Genomic DNA, 13,913 nt, shown 5'->3' on the forward strand with positions numbered 1-13,913 from the left:
AGCGCGAAAGAGGACAGGCCCTCCTGTCCCCTTGCAAGCCGTTATGGAGCGCTCCTTAGCTAAAAATCGCGATGACTTGGTCGTACAGAGAAGCTTCTGTGGCCAACTTGGCGTTCACCTGGCCCAAGATCATGATCGCAGAATCGATGTGCGTCTGCGCTTGCGCTTGATCGCGATCCTTCACCGCTTGGCGGAACGCTTTCGCTTCAGTCCGAAAGCTGTCGTAGAGCCCTTTGATTTCCTGATGCGTCGCTCTAATTTGCTTGCGGATGTCTGCGGCCTGTATAAGCGCTTCTTTGTCCTTGTTCTCCTTGGCGGCGAGCGTCAGGTCCACTAACTGGTCTTGCTTGTGCACGATCCCGTCTTTGGTTTCGAGACGGGTTTCCCGCAAGCCGTTCAAGGTGTGCAATTCATCCTGAAACTCCTTCAGCACTTGCAGCTTTTTCACCGGAGCGGCTGCCTTTATGGAGGAAGGATTCGCCGTTCCCGCCGGCGTCTGGGCAAATGCGCTTCCCGCGCCAAGCACCATCGAACACATCAACAGCAGCATCAGTTTTTTCTTCATTTTCGTTTTCTCCTTTACCAAGGGGATGAGGTTACGTTCCCAGTATAGGAGGAGAGTATGGAACGGCTTGGTGATAAATGTGAAAAAAGTGTATGAAAAATGGCCAACTCAGTAACGCAAAAAGGCCCCTCATCCGAAGATGAGAGGCCTTTCTTATATCGATCGATTACTCGGTCGTGTACGGCAGCAAAGCCATTTGACGCGAGCGCTTGATAGCGACCGTCAGCATGCGCTGATATTTCGCTTTCGTGCCCGTCACACGGCGAGGCAGGATTTTGCCGCGCTCGCTGATGAACTTGCGAAGAAGGTCGAGATCTTTGTAGTCGATATGTTGAATCTTATTCACGGTGAAGTAGCAAACCTTGCGGCGCTTGTTGCGGCCGCGACGGAATTTACGGGGTTCGCGTTGTTCGCCTCCGCCTTCGCGGGGCCCGCGAGGTCCGCGCTCTTCACGCGCTTGCGGTTGTGCTTGTTGTTCGCTCATGGATTTTCAATCCTTTCCGTTCAGAATGGCAAATCATCGTCCGATATGTCGATCGGTCGTCCGTCGTCCGCAAAGGGATCGTTGTTGTTTCCGCTGTTTCTCGAGCCGGAATTGCGGCTTCCGCCTCCGTACCCGCTTCCGCCACCGCCGGAATACTCGTCCCGTCCCGCGCCGCCTCCGCCGCTCTCGCGGTTCGGCGATTCCAGGAAACGTACGTTATCGGCGATCACTTCCGTCACGTAAACGCGACGGCCTTCGTTATTCTCGTAGTTGCGCACTTGAATGCGGCCTTCTACGGCGGCCAGGCGACCTTTGCGAAGGTAATTCGCGCAAGTCTCGGCCAGCTGGCGCCATGTCACGATCGGAATGAAATCCGCTTCCCGTTCTCTGTTGCCTTCTTCTCTCGAAGACGAGAACGGACGGTCCACCGCGAGCGTGAATTGGGCGACGGCCACGCCGGCAGGCGTGTAACGAAGCTCGGGATCTTTGGTCAGTCGTCCGATCAATATAACCCGGTTCAACATGGAAACATTCCCTCCCGTACTTGACGGTTAAACGGCGGTTGTCCGCCTGGTCGGTGCGGCTGGTCGATTAAGCGCTGGTAACGTCTTTGGTTACCATGTGGCGGATGATTTCGTCAGAAATCTTCAGCACGCGCTCGAGCTCCGTCACAACGGATGCGGGAGCTTTGAACTGAACCAACACATACGTTCCTTCGCGGTGCTTGTTGATCTCGTAAGCCAGACGTTTTTTACCCCATACGTCGTGCTTCGTGATCTCTCCGCCGTTCGCGATGATGCCTTGGAATTTCTCCGTAACGGCTTGAACGGTTTCGGCTTCCACGTCAGGACGGATGATGTACATCAACTCATAGTTGCGCATCTTCCGTTCACCTCCTTTTGGTCTTTGGCCCCCCGCTTGGGATACCGCCAGAACTTGTCTCACGGCCGGGAAGCAAGGATATGCGTACAGATCGCATACCTAAATAATTTATCACGTTTCACCGCATAGGTCAATGTGAATGTCGTCACACTAGTCGGGAGAACGGCTGTCCGCCTGCAAGGCGGCAGCTTCGGGAGGTGAACAACGTGGGAGAACAATCCGAGTTCAAACCGGGCGATCAGGCGCCTAACGACGGCATCTACATTGAAGTCGGCGAGAACGATTTCCACATGCATATCGAAAACCCCAAAAAAGTCAGAATGCGCGCAGGCGGCCGTTTTCCTGTAACGACGAACCATAACCGCATTTGGAAAAGATTCCGGGGCTGATCCGAAAAAGTTCGCCGCCCCGTGTATAATGGATCCCCGATCGGGCATTATAATTCTCGGCGACGGAATTGAGAGGTGTGGTTCCCTTGAACGAGGAGAAGCAACAACCGTCAGACACGTACCATTCGGAGTAGGGTAACTGGAGGGTTGTGCCAAAGACACTTGTCTGTAACACACGTCGCGAATGCGTAACTCCGACACCGAAGCGCTGATTTGTTTCAGCAACGTCTGGAAACGATCGTTACTCAGCAACCGTCGCCCGGAGGGCCCCGCAAGGGGCTCTTCGTTATTTTTCGCCCACCTCCTAATCCTCCTCCCCCGGGAGGAGGACTCCGAGGCGCTCCGCCCTCTGGACACCCGGACTCAACCCCTGGCGATGTGCGGAACTACGTGCGTTTGGTGGGAGTGCGTGCATGTGCGGGGGTTGGCCATCTATCGCGTTTCTCGCTGCAGACGGTCAAGTGACTATACCGACATTCACGTTTCTTGCTTCGCTTGCAACGTTCTGTCTGCTGCTAAACAAATCAAAAAGCGGTTCCCGAAGGAACCGCTTTGTTCGCTGTTATGTTGGTGGCGGAGAGGGTGGGATTCGAACCCACGCACGCCTCGCGACGCCTAGTTGATTTCGAGTCAACCCCCTTGGGCCTCTTGGGTACCTCTCCACAGCAAGAGAAATCATATCACATTTACCGGAACCGCGCAACTGGGGGATTTCGCGATCTAGGTTATTCCATCTCGGATGGCGGGGTGGCGTCGTCGCCTCCGGGTGCGGAACGGAGAACTTTTTTCATGCTTTTCTCGAACTTGGCTCTCGGCAGCATGATGCTGTGCTTGCAATGGACGCACTTGATGCGGATATCCATCCCCATCCGAATGATCTCCATCTCGTTCGTGCCGCAGGGATGCGGCTTTTTCATCTGCACGACGTCGCCCAATTGGAATTGTTTCCGTTCCAACGTTATCCCCCCGCCAGCGTCTTCTCTTCTTGCTTGTAGAACCGCGGATTCCGTTCGGCCTCGAAAGCTTTCTTGAGTGCGGCGTTCAAATGCCGCGTGACCGAAGCTTGCGTGTTCGAACGGCATTCCGCGATGATGCGGTACGTCATATCGGTCGCGTTCACCGTCTGCACGCCGAGCAGGTCGGGCTGCCCGATCAGGTTGGCGTCGTCGAACTTATGCAGCACGCCGCGGATGAGGTCTTTCACCGCCTCCATATCGTCCGTCGCAGAGACCGGGAAGTCAATGACGGCGAGCGCGTTGTTGATCGAGAAGTTGGTCACGTCGTTGATCGCTCCGTTCGGCAGGATGAACACTTCCCCCGTCCAGCTGCGAATGCGCGTCGCCCGCAGGCCGATCATTTCGACGGTTCCCTTGTAGCTGCCTGTCTGGATGACGTCCCCTACCGAGAAATGATCCTCCAAAATGATAAAGAAGCCCGTGATGATATCTTTGACCAGACTTTGCGCGCCGAAACCGATCGCGAGGCCCAGAACGCCGGCTCCCGCTAGCAGAGGTGCTAGGTTGATATGAAATTCTCCGAGGACGAGCAGGATGACGATAAAATTCGTCACATACCCCGCCGCGTTCTTCAGCAGTCTCCCCAGCGTTTGGACGCGCCTGGAACGCAGCTTCAGACGGGTATTGTCGCGATCGATCGTGAGGCGGTCGATGACGCGGCCGACGACGAACAGAGCGAGCCGGCTGATGAGCAAAATCAGGATGATCCTTCCGAGCACGGCCGCGCAGGCTTTCCACATTTCTACGTCCTCAAGCGTTCTCCACACGTTGTCTACGAATTGTTCCCACAGGTTGCCCGTAGAAGCCGTATCGCCGGCCATCCAAAATCCGCTGCGCATCCGTCGAACTCTCCTTTAGCGACAATATTTTAAACCGCGATTTCCTCGTATCCGGCTTCCGTTTTCCTGAACAGCCCCCGGATCTCCACCTTCTCTTCCCGGATCACCCTCTGCGCCTCCGGCAAGTCTTGCGCGGGAAATTCAATGGATAGGGCGCAGCCCGCCGTGATTTCCTTGGGCGTCGGCCGGATATCGATTTCTATGTCCGCGTATTCCAGCAGCATTTCGGCGCGCAGCGCCTGCTGGGTCGAATCGAATGCGATCAATAGAGCCTCCACGCGGAGAATCCTCCCGGCGAGTTTAATAATAAAAGAGAAGCGGTTGTCCGTACGGCGAGTATAAATGAGCCATCCCGTCCATATACTAGTAACAGCGTTGGGAGGAGGCGGAACGTACGAATGAACGGATTATGGGACAAACGGCAGGGAACGGCAGCGGAAACTGCCGCGCTCTCTTTGAAAATTCCTTTTAACGAACCCGCCGTATTGCAGCGATTATCCCAAAAGTTAGAGCATTTTTTGCAGCCCGTCAGTCACGACCGCCGGATCGTCGTCGTTTGCGTCGGCACCGACCGGTCCACGGGCGATTCACTCGGTCCCCTCGTCGGAACGGCTCTCTCCCGCGATGCCAGCCCGTACTTCGACTTGTACGGCACGTTGGACGACCCTGTCCATGCGATGAACCTGAGCGAAACGCTGCTCAAAATCTCGCGAGTTTCCCGCCAACCTTTCGTGATCGCCGTAGACGCCTGCCTAGGGCAGGTATCGAGCGTCGGGTGCATCCAGCTCGGCGTCGGTCCCGTGAGGCCGGGAGCCGGCGTGAACAAGGAGCTGCCGCCCGTTGGGGACATTCACATGACGGGGATCGTAAACGTCGGCGGCTTCATGGAGTATTTCGTGCTGCAGAATACCCGTTTGAACCTGGTCATGAAAATGTCCGAAATTATCGCCCAGAGCCTCAAAAGAGCCATCCATTCCGCTCGCGGGGAACTTATCCCTTTTGCAATGCCAGACTGATCGCCGTTTTCTCTTCGGGTGAAAGCATATAGGCAGATTGCCCTTTATCGATCGGCTTCGCGTAGAGGAACGTCTGTTCCCTTCCGTGGATGCCCGTGATGACAACCCCGTCCTGCTCTTCATTAATGAAGGCAACCGAAAAACTGAGGTCGCTTCCGGAATCCGAAAAAGCGTTGAAGCGATGGACGCCTACTTTCCCTTTCATGGAGACGAGGCGTCTTTCTTGTTGGCCTAGCGCAGCTTCCTGTTCCGATTGCTTGCGCTCAAGCGCACCCATATGCTGATGTATCGCGTGAAGCACGTCTTCCAACCCGTTCACGCCGGTATCGCCGATCAGCTTGGAGTGCGCTTTCTTCAGCCTCCCCAGCTTCGCCGCCATTGCCGCAACCCAAATCAACAAAACCAATAGCAGCAATCCTTCGCCGGCAGCCACCGCCATGGCGATCTGATCGTTCCAACCGTTCATGTCTATTCTTCTCCCCCGTATGTTCGCTTCTTCAAGATTTTCGCGCGTATATGTCAGACCCGGAGGGCCTTGCCGATTTCCCTTACGGCTTCGATGAAGGATACGATTTCCGATTCCGACGTGAAATATCCGGGACTGGCGCGCACGGCCCCGGTCTCCGTCGTGCCCGCGCTCTCGTGTCCGAGCGGCGTGCAGTGGAACCCGGACCTCACGGCGATGCCGAATTGCTGGTCCAGCACGAAAGCCGTCTCGGACGGATCCACTCCTTCCATGACGAAGGACACGATCGCCGTCCGTTCCTCCCCCGGTTCCGGCCCGAGCACCTCGACGCCCGGAATGTCGAGCAAGCCGGTCATCAGTTGGCCCGTCAGCTTCCGCTCCCGAGCATGGATCGCCTCCACGGTTTCCCGTTTTACGAAGTCTACCCCTGCCGACAATCCCGCAATGCCGACCGTATTCGGCGTCCCCGCTTCATAACGGTCCGGCCGCACGTTTGGCTGCTCCGGAGATTCCGACTTACTCCCGGTCCCTCCGTACATCAGCGGCTCCAATTCGAGCTCCGGATGAATATAGAGACCGCCGGTGCCCTGAGGCCCCATCAATCCTTTATGTCCGGGGAAAGCCAGCAAATCGATCCCCATCGCTTCCGCATCTATAGCGAGCACGCCCGCGCTCTGGGCCGCATCTACGAGGAATTTGACCCCTTTGCTCCGCGCTAACGTTCCAATCTCTTTCACGGGCAAGATCGAACCGAGCAAATTGGAACTGTGCGTCACGGCCAAGAGTCGCGTGCGGCTGTGGATCGCCGCTTCCACCCGGTTCAAGTCCAAACGCCCGCGGGCATCCGTCGGCACGTACGTCACTTCGATGCCCCGCGTTCTCTTGAGCGCTTCTAAAGGACGACGAATCGAGTTGTGTTCCAGCGACGTAGCGATGACATGATCTCCCGGCTGCAAATATCCTTGAATCGCCATATTCAGCGCATGAGTCGTATTCAGCGTAAATGCGATATCATTCGGGTTCGCAATACGGAACAAACCGGCCAGGCGTTTCCGCGCTTCGAACAGGATGCGGCTCGAACGAACCGCCATGGCGTGGCTTCCCCTTCCCGGGTTGGCTGCCGCTTCCTTCAGGCATTTGTCCATCGCTTCCGCAACCTCCGGCGGTTTCGGCCAAGAGGTTGCGGCATTATCGAGATAAATCAGCGGTTTAGATGATTGCGACATTTCCTTCGTCACCGTCCTGACGCAAGGATAGCATACCTTAGTTTAATCCTTCGCTGGAAAGATTACAACTTGGGTATGCTATCCGTTAGGGTCGATTATGCCAGTGCTTTCAATAGTTCCAGCAGCCTCTCCAAGTCTCCCTTGTTGAAGTAGGAGAGTTCGATTCTGCCCTTATCTTTGTTGCTTTTAATCTTCACCGTCGTCTGGAATTTCTCGCGAAGCGATTGCTCGATTTCCTCCAGGAAGGGGTCGCGTTTTTTCGCTTTGCTCTTCGCTTTCGGTTTTCCTTTCAGTTCCAGTCCCTGAATGGCTTCCTCCAGCTCCCTGACGCTCCATTCGTTGGTCAGCGTCTGTTTCGCGAGCTCTCTTCTCTTCGCGTCTTCCTTCACGCCTGCCAGTGCCCTGGCATGTCCCATGGACAATGTTCCACGTGAAACATGATCTTTGATTTCATCGGGCAGCGCCAGCAAACGCAAAAAGTTCGCGATATGCGACCGGGATTTACCGACCTTCAAAGAGAGTTCTTCTTGCGTAAGCGTGAATTGCGTCATGATTGCCTGGTAGGCAATCGCGACTTCGATCGCATTCAGATCTTCGCGCTGCACGTTTTCGATCAGGGCGATCTCCATCACTTGCTGATCACTGTAGGATCTGACTACTGCAGGAATGGTCGGATTGCCGAGCAATTGGGATGCGCGGAACCTCCGCTCGCCGGCAATGATCTCAAACCCTTTCAGTGCTTGGCGGACGACGATCGGCTGAATGACGCCGTGTTCCCGGATCGACTCCGCTAACTCTTTGATTGCGTCGTCGTCGAACGTCTTTCGCGGCTGATAAGGGTTTGCCCGCAGCTGCGGCAACGGAATCTCTACGATTTTATCGTCTTCTTTAATGGAAAGAGACGTGATTAAGGCATCTAGGCCTTTACCTAGCCGCTTGCTCATACGAGATCACTTCCTTCGCCAGCTCGAGATAAACTTCGGCTCCTTTGGACTTCGGATCGTACGTGATGATGGACTGCCCGTGGGAAGGAGCTTCGCTCAGGCGAACATTACGGGGAATGATCGTCTGATAGACCTTTTGCTGGAAGTACTTTTTCACTTCTTCGATGACCTGGATGCCCAGATTCGTACGAGCATCGAACATCGTGAGCAGCACACCTTCGATTTGCAGCGAAGTGTTCAAATGCTTTTGCACCAGGCGAATCGAGTTCAACAATTGGCTTAAACCCTCCAACGCATAGTACTCGCATTGGATCGGGATCAAGACGGAGGTTGCAGCCGTAAGCGAGTTGATCGTTAGGATCCCCAGCGACGGCGGGCAATCAATGAGCACATAGTCGAAATCGCTCTTCACCATCGCGAGCGCCTTTTTCAAACGGACCTCACGCGACATGGTCGGAACCAGTTCGATTTCAGCCCCGGCCAGTTGGATCGTCGCGGGAATGATTTTTAAGTTCTCGATGCCGGTTTCCGCAATCGCTTGTTTCGGATGCACCTCGTTAATCAGCACGTCATAGATGCAGTAATTAACGTCCGCTTTGTTGATGCCGATGCCGCTCGTTGTGTTGCCTTGCGGGTCGATGTCCACGATGAGCACTCTCTTGCCCAAGGTGGCGAGACATGCGCCCAAATTGACCGCAGTCGTCGTTTTGCCGACACCGCCTTTTTGATTGGCAATCGCAATGATTTTGGACAACCTGTTCACCTCAATAGTATCCGTTCACCGGCCGGCGAACGGTTCTTCGCTAACGCTTAGGGATGTGAATGACGATTTCGTAATGGTCTTCGAAGTCCTTCTCGCTTGCTTTGATCGGGATTCCGGATCCGGTCACCATGTCCACCGATTGGCGAATCGTATTCAAAGCCAGTCTTACGTCTTTCGAGAAAGAAATTCGGCTTTTCTTCTGCGGTTTTGAGACTTCGAGATAGAAAGCGACACGCGTTTCGGTCTGCTTCACGTTCAGCTCTTTCTCGATGATTTCGGCAAGCAGCTTGTTTTGCATTTCCTCATTGGGCAGAGACAACAGCGCCCGCGCATGCCGTTCCGTGATTTGACGGTCGAGCAGCGCGTTTTTAACCTCATCGCCCAATTGGAGCAGGCGGATCTTATTGGCGATCGTCGATTGGCTCTTACCGAGTCGCTGCGCTAAGCTTTCCTGCGTCAGTTGGTGCAGGTCGATCAACTTCTGATAGGCAATCGCTTCTTCCAGCGCGGTAAGCCCTTCCCGTTGCAGGTTCTCGATCAGCGCCATGGAAGCGGCTTGCGAATCGTTGATTTCCCGAACGATAGCGGGGATCGTCTCCATGCCGAGCTTCGTAACGGCCCGCCAACGGCGCTCGCCGGCGATGATTTCGTGTTTGCCGTTGCGGATACGCACGACGATCGGCTGAATGATGCCGTGGGTTTTGATCGTCTGGCACAGCTCGTCGATCCGGTCATCATCGAACACCGAACGCGGCTGGTAAGGGCTCGGAACGATGTCCTTCACCTGGATTTGCTTCACTTCTTCTTGATTGCCTTTATCGCCTAAACCCAACAAGCGCGAGAATGGTTCTCTCATCTGTCTTTAATCCCCACATTCAAGAATAATAAGGGACGGATCCCGATGGCTAAACTCCAACTCCAGCCCTTAGCGACAAAAAGCGCCGCCATTTTGCGCCCGAAGACGCCTATGCGGCACAGATTCCACGATTTCCTTATGTAAATCAATTCGCTGTCAGGTCTTCATTTCCTGCTGCCGGCCCCTAAGCCGGCCCTTGTATCGCACCAAGACTATCAATTTCTGCTCTATTTATTATACCTGAGAGAGACGTATTACGCCATGAATAAAAATGTTCCACGTGAAACAAGTTCGGGCTTCCGAAATGTTTCACGTGGAACATACATCCGACATACTTATTTCACTTTCGCTGCGCCGTTGACCAAGGGCTGTTTCAAAGGTAGTCCCGGTTTGCGCGGATAGGCTTTCGGCGTTGAACCTGTCTTCGCGATGACGATCAGGTGACGCGCCGAGCCTTCGCTTGGAAGCGTCAACTGAACCGTGTTCCTGAAAGCGCCGTTTAATTGCTTCACGCTGTATAAAGCTTCATCCAGTTCTTCCGTCACGTCCGATCCCTTCATGGCGATGAACTTCCCGCCGGTCTTCGCGAAAGGCATGCAAAGCTCGTTCAGAGCCGCCAGTCTCGCGACCGCACGAGCCGTCACTAAATCGTAAGCGTCCCGGTGCTCGGGTTTGCGCGAGACCTCTTCCGCCCTGCCATGCAGGCAAACGACATCTTTCAAACCGAGACCGGAGACGACCTCCTCGAGAAAGCGAATCCGTTTGGCCAAAGCGTCCACGATCGTCACTTTTAAATGGGGAAACGCGATTTTAATAGGCAGCGAGGGAAATCCGGCACCGGAACCGATGTCTGCAATCGAAGCTGTCTCCCGGAGATCGGTCACGCCGGCGAGCGTCAGCGAATCGTAAAAATGCTTTTCGTAAACGGCTTCCCTCTCGGTAATGCCGGTCAAATTCATTTTCTCGTTCCACTCAACCAACAGCCGATAATACGTTTCGAATTGTTCGAGCTGCTTATCCGGTTCGCTCAAATGAATACCTAACTCCGACAGACGCTCGACGAATACGCGTTGAACGCTATCCATCGATTAGGCCTGCGCGGCGGTTACCCGGTTATAGTGCTCCAGGTGAACGAGTAGAATCGAGAGATCCGCCGGCGTTACGCCCGATATGCGGGACGCTTGCCCGATCGAAAGCGGTCGGACTTTCGCAAGCTTCTGCTTCGCTTCCGTCGCCAATCCGTGAATGATGTCGTAATCGATGCTTTCGGGAATCCGCTTTTTCTCCATTTTCTCCAAGCGTTCGACTTGAAGAAGCTGCTTCTCGATATACCCGGTGTATTTAATCTGGATTTCGACCTGTTCCTTCATGTCTTCCGTCAATTCGACGGGAGCCGGGGACAGCTTAGCCAGCATTTCGTATGTCACTTCCGGACGGCGGAGCAGCGTTGTACCGTCCACGGTGTTCTGAAGCGGCGCCGAACCGCAAGCTTCCAGCATCGCTTGAACTTCTTCGTCGGGACGGAACTTCGTCTCCTTCAAACGAGCCACTTCGGCGTCGACACGTTCTTTTTTGTCCAGGAACTTGTTGTATCTTTCTTCCGGAATCAAACCGATTTCGCGGCCAAGCGGAGTCAGCCGCAAATCGGCATTATCATGGCGAAGCAACAAACGATATTCCGCGCGGGAAGTCAGCAGGCGGTAAGGTTCGTTGGTCCCCTTCGTCACGAGATCATCGATCATAACGCCGATGTATCCCTTGGAGCGGTCGATGATGACGGGCGCCTCGCCCTTTACCTTCCGCGCAGCGTTGATGCCGGCCATGATGCCTTGACCCGCGGCTTCTTCGTAACCGGACGTGCCGTTGATTTGGCCGGCCGTGAACAGGTTCTGAACGATTTTCGTCTCCAATGACGGCCACAACTGCGTCGGAACGACCGCATCGTACTCGATCGCGTACCCGGTACGCATCATCTTCACCTTTTCAAGGCCGGGGATGGAACGCAAAATCTGGAGTTGTACGTCTTCCGGCATGCTCGTCGAAAGTCCCTGCACGTAATATTCCTTCGTATTGCGTCCTTCCGGCTCCAGGAAAATCTGATGCTTCGGCTTATCAGCGAAACGGACGATCTTATCTTCAATCGACGGGCAGTAACGCGGCCCCGTCCCTTCGATCGCGCCCGAGAACATCGGAGCCCGATGAAGATTGTCGTTGATGATTTTGTGCGTTTCTTCCGAAGTATACGTCAGCCAGCAAGGCAGTTGGTCTTCGGAATGCGCCATATATTCCGTTTCAAAGGAAAAGTATTTCGGCTTCGCGTCTCCGGGCTGGATTTCCGTTTTATCGAAGTCGATCGTGTCCTGATGAACACGCGGCGGCGTGCCCGTCTTAAACCGGACGAGCTGCAGACCCAGATTGCGCAAAGATTCGGACAGCTTCACCGAAGGCTGTTGGTTGTTCGGGCCGCTCTCGTACATCAGCTCGCCCATGATGACCTTGCCGCGCAAATACGTGCCGGTCGTCAGCACGACCGCTTTGGCGCCATATTCAGCGCCGGTCTTCGTCACGACGCCGCGAACGACGCCGTCCTCCACGATCAAGTCCTCCGCCATGCCTTGACGGAGCGTCAGATTCTCTTGCTTCTCGATCGTTTCCTTCATCGCATGCTGATATAGGAATTTGTCGGCTTGCGCGCGAAGCGCGTGCACGGCCGGTCCTTTCCCCGTATTCAGCATTCTCATTTGTATAAACGTTTTATCGATATTGCGGCCCATTTCTCCGCCCAGCGCATCGATTTCGCGTACGACGTGTCCTTTGGCCGGACCGCCGACGGAAGGGTTGCACGGCATGAATGCGACCATGTCCAAGTTAATCGTCAGCAATAGCGTATCGCAGCCCATACGGGCCGATGCCAACGCGGCTTCGACTCCCGCATGTCCGGCGCCGATGACGATGACGTCATACTCGCCTGCACGGTATCCCATCGTTGTCTACCTCCATCTCTCCAAACGCGAGCTTGCAGCCGATCCCGCAACCCCGGGTTTCGTTTATTTTCCAAGACAAAATTGCGAAAAAATTTGATCCAACAGCGATTCCCCGGCCGCATCCCCGAGGATCTCCCCAAGCGCATCCCACGCCGCGGAAATATCGATTTGGATAAGATCAACCGGTACGCCTTCTCCCGTTGCTCCGATCGCGTCTTCCAAGGACATGCGAGCGCGATGCAGCGCGGCGACGTGCCGGGAGTTGCTCACGTAAGTCAGATCGGATGCTTCCACCGATCCGCTGAAGAACATGCGGGATACGGCCGATTCCAAACCGTCCATCCCGATGCCCTCTTTGGCCGACAAGAATACGATTCGATCCTTCCCGTACAAATCCTCGATCTCCGATAGATCGAGCATCCCCGGCAGATCGATTTTGTTTACGACCACGAGTGCCGGGCGATCCTTCAATTGCCCGAGCAACTCTCGCTCATCCTCATGCAGTTCTTCATGCCGGTTCAACACGAGCAGAATCAGATCCGCTTCGTTCAACGCGCTGCGAGAACGTTCCACGCCGATTCGTTCTACGATATCGCTCGTTTCGCGGATACCCGCCGTATCCAGCAGCCGCAGCGGAATACCGCCCAGCGAGATGGTCTCTTCTACGATATCCCTCGTCGTGCCCGGAATGTCCGTGACGATCGCTTTGTTCTCCTTCGCCAGCGCGTTCAGCAGGGAGGACTTGCCGGCATTCGGCCGGCCGACGATGGCCGTTACGATGCCTTCCCGCAAAATCTTCCCCTCGTTCGCCGTTTCCAGAAGTGAGTTCACCTTCGATAGAACGGAACCGCACGTTTCCCGGATGACGCCTGCCGTAACCTCGGCCACGTCATGCTCCGGATAGTCTATGTTCACTTCCACATGCGCAAGCAGCTCAATTAACTGAGCACGCAGCGGAATAATCTGTTTGGATAACGCTCCCTCGGATTGCTTTCTCGCCAATTGGAAGGCGCGTTCCGACTTCGAACGGATCAAATCGATCACGGCCTCGGCCTGGGACAAATCGATTCGTCCGTTCAGGAAAGCTCTTTTCGTAAACTCCCCGGGTTCCGCCATTCGCGCGCCGTGCCGAAGGATCAGCTCCAGCACCGATTTCACGGCGATGATGCCTCCGTGCGTACTGACCTCCACCACGTCTTCCGCGGTAAACGACCTCGGTCCTTTCATGACCGTGACCAGCACTTCGTCCAGCACGCGCTCGTTTTCGGGATCGGCGATCCACCCGTATTGAACCGTATGGGAAGCCGCCGAACGCAAATCCGTTTTGGAACGGAACACCTTGGCGACCGTACCGATCGCATCCGGACCGCTTACGCGGACGACGGCGATGCTGCCTTCGCCAAGCGCGGTCGCTACCGCCGCGATCGTATCTTCCGACATTCCCATACGTTCACCTTCTTTCTCCGCATCAGCAGTGTTCCCT

General features: G+C 55.1%; 17 protein-coding genes and 1 tRNA gene. 2 read left to right on the forward strand and 16 right to left on the reverse strand.

Annotated features, from left to right (window positions below):
- Window positions 1–55: 55 nt before the first annotated feature.
- From EAV92_RS19455 to rpsF, 4 genes are all read right to left on the reverse strand, one after another.
- A complete protein-coding gene (locus tag EAV92_RS19455; protein ID WP_123042634.1) occupies window positions 56–565 on the reverse strand; it encodes a hypothetical protein in 510 nt (169 codons plus the stop codon).
- Between the two features lie 166 nt (window positions 566–731).
- The gene (gene rpsR / locus EAV92_RS19460) at window positions 732–1,049 is read right to left on the reverse strand and encodes a 30S ribosomal protein S18 (protein ID WP_123042635.1); all 318 of its coding nucleotides are present in this window, start codon (window positions 1,047–1,049) and stop codon (window positions 732–734) included.
- A gap of 20 nt (window positions 1,050–1,069) precedes the next feature.
- Window positions 1,070–1,573: a single-stranded DNA-binding protein gene (ssb, locus tag EAV92_RS19465; protein WP_123042636.1), complete on the reverse strand. Its 504-nt coding sequence runs from the start codon at window positions 1,571–1,573 to the stop codon at window positions 1,070–1,072.
- 67 nt (window positions 1,574–1,640) lie between these two features.
- On the reverse strand, window positions 1,641–1,931 hold the full coding sequence (rpsF, locus tag EAV92_RS19470; protein WP_123042637.1) for a 30S ribosomal protein S6: 291 nt from the start codon (window positions 1,929–1,931) through the stop codon (window positions 1,641–1,643).
- Between the two features lie 206 nt (window positions 1,932–2,137).
- Here rpsF and EAV92_RS19475 point away from each other — a divergent pair, with 206 nt between their 5' ends.
- Window positions 2,138–2,320, forward strand: a complete 183-nt coding sequence (locus EAV92_RS19475) for a YjzC family protein (RefSeq protein WP_123042638.1) — start codon at window positions 2,138–2,140, stop codon at window positions 2,318–2,320.
- Between the two features lie 571 nt (window positions 2,321–2,891).
- Here the strand turns inward: EAV92_RS19475 and EAV92_RS19480 are convergent.
- The 4 genes from EAV92_RS19480 to EAV92_RS19495 all read right to left on the reverse strand — a co-directional run bounded on the left by EAV92_RS19480 (window position 2,892) and on the right by EAV92_RS19495 (window position 4,453).
- Window positions 2,892–2,982: transfer RNA gene (locus EAV92_RS19480), tRNA-Ser, on the reverse strand.
- Window positions 2,983–3,045: 63 nt separating this feature from the next.
- Window positions 3,046–3,276 (reverse strand): DUF951 domain-containing protein, encoded by a 231-nt coding sequence (locus tag EAV92_RS19485; RefSeq protein WP_123042639.1) that lies wholly within the window; start codon window positions 3,274–3,276, stop codon window positions 3,046–3,048.
- Between the two features lie 2 nt (window positions 3,277–3,278).
- Window positions 3,279–4,175: a mechanosensitive ion channel family protein gene (locus tag EAV92_RS19490; RefSeq protein WP_123042640.1), complete on the reverse strand. Its 897-nt coding sequence runs from the start codon at window positions 4,173–4,175 to the stop codon at window positions 3,279–3,281.
- Between the two features lie 29 nt (window positions 4,176–4,204).
- Window positions 4,205–4,453, reverse strand: coding sequence for a putative Se/S carrier protein (locus EAV92_RS19495; RefSeq protein WP_123042641.1), 249 nt, complete (start codon window positions 4,451–4,453; stop codon window positions 4,205–4,207).
- A 120-nt stretch (window positions 4,454–4,573) separates the two neighbouring features.
- On the opposite strand from EAV92_RS19495, the gene yyaC reads away from it, so the two are divergent.
- Window positions 4,574–5,191 carry a spore protease YyaC gene (gene yyaC, locus EAV92_RS19500; RefSeq protein WP_123042642.1) on the forward strand — a complete coding sequence of 206 codons (618 nt, stop codon included), beginning with the start codon at window positions 4,574–4,576 and terminating at the stop codon, window positions 5,189–5,191.
- Here the strand turns inward: yyaC and EAV92_RS19505 are convergent.
- The 8 genes from EAV92_RS19505 to mnmE form a co-directional block, all read right to left on the reverse strand.
- Window positions 5,166–5,657 carry a DUF4446 family protein gene (locus tag EAV92_RS19505; RefSeq protein ID WP_123042643.1) on the reverse strand — a complete coding sequence of 164 codons (492 nt, stop codon included), beginning with the start codon at window positions 5,655–5,657 and terminating at the stop codon, window positions 5,166–5,168. The genes yyaC and EAV92_RS19505 overlap by 26 nt on opposite strands.
- Window positions 5,658–5,710: 53 nt before the next feature.
- Window positions 5,711–6,883, reverse strand: coding sequence for an aminotransferase class V-fold PLP-dependent enzyme (locus tag EAV92_RS19510; protein WP_123042644.1), 1,173 nt, complete (start codon window positions 6,881–6,883; stop codon window positions 5,711–5,713).
- 95 nt (window positions 6,884–6,978) lie between these two features.
- The gene (locus EAV92_RS19515; protein ID WP_123042645.1) at window positions 6,979–7,827 is read right to left on the reverse strand and encodes a ParB/RepB/Spo0J family partition protein; all 849 of its coding nucleotides are present in this window, start codon (window positions 7,825–7,827) and stop codon (window positions 6,979–6,981) included.
- On the reverse strand, window positions 7,808–8,581 hold the full coding sequence (locus tag EAV92_RS19520; RefSeq protein ID WP_123042646.1) for a ParA family protein: 774 nt from the start codon (window positions 8,579–8,581) through the stop codon (window positions 7,808–7,810). Before EAV92_RS19520 ends, EAV92_RS19515 begins: the two co-directional genes overlap by 20 nt.
- Before the next feature lie 49 nt (window positions 8,582–8,630).
- Complete coding sequence (gene noc, locus EAV92_RS19525) at window positions 8,631–9,446, reverse strand: nucleoid occlusion protein (RefSeq protein ID WP_123042647.1); 816 nt, start codon at window positions 9,444–9,446, stop codon at window positions 8,631–8,633.
- A 335-nt stretch (window positions 9,447–9,781) separates the two neighbouring features.
- Window positions 9,782–10,531 carry a 16S rRNA (guanine(527)-N(7))-methyltransferase RsmG gene (rsmG, locus tag EAV92_RS19530; protein ID WP_123042648.1) on the reverse strand — a complete coding sequence of 250 codons (750 nt, stop codon included), beginning with the start codon at window positions 10,529–10,531 and terminating at the stop codon, window positions 9,782–9,784.
- A gap of 3 nt (window positions 10,532–10,534) precedes the next feature.
- Complete coding sequence (mnmG, locus tag EAV92_RS19535; RefSeq protein ID WP_123042649.1) at window positions 10,535–12,430, reverse strand: tRNA uridine-5-carboxymethylaminomethyl(34) synthesis enzyme MnmG; 1,896 nt, start codon at window positions 12,428–12,430, stop codon at window positions 10,535–10,537.
- A gap of 63 nt (window positions 12,431–12,493) precedes the next feature.
- Window positions 12,494–13,870 carry a tRNA uridine-5-carboxymethylaminomethyl(34) synthesis GTPase MnmE gene (mnmE, locus tag EAV92_RS19540; RefSeq protein ID WP_123043817.1) on the reverse strand — a complete coding sequence of 459 codons (1,377 nt, stop codon included), beginning with the start codon at window positions 13,868–13,870 and terminating at the stop codon, window positions 12,494–12,496.
- Window positions 13,871–13,913 lie beyond the last annotated feature (43 nt).

Origin of the sequence: Cohnella candidum (assembly GCF_003713065.1) — a bacterium.
Lineage (GTDB): Bacteria > Bacillota > Bacilli > Paenibacillales > Paenibacillaceae > Cohnella > Cohnella candidum.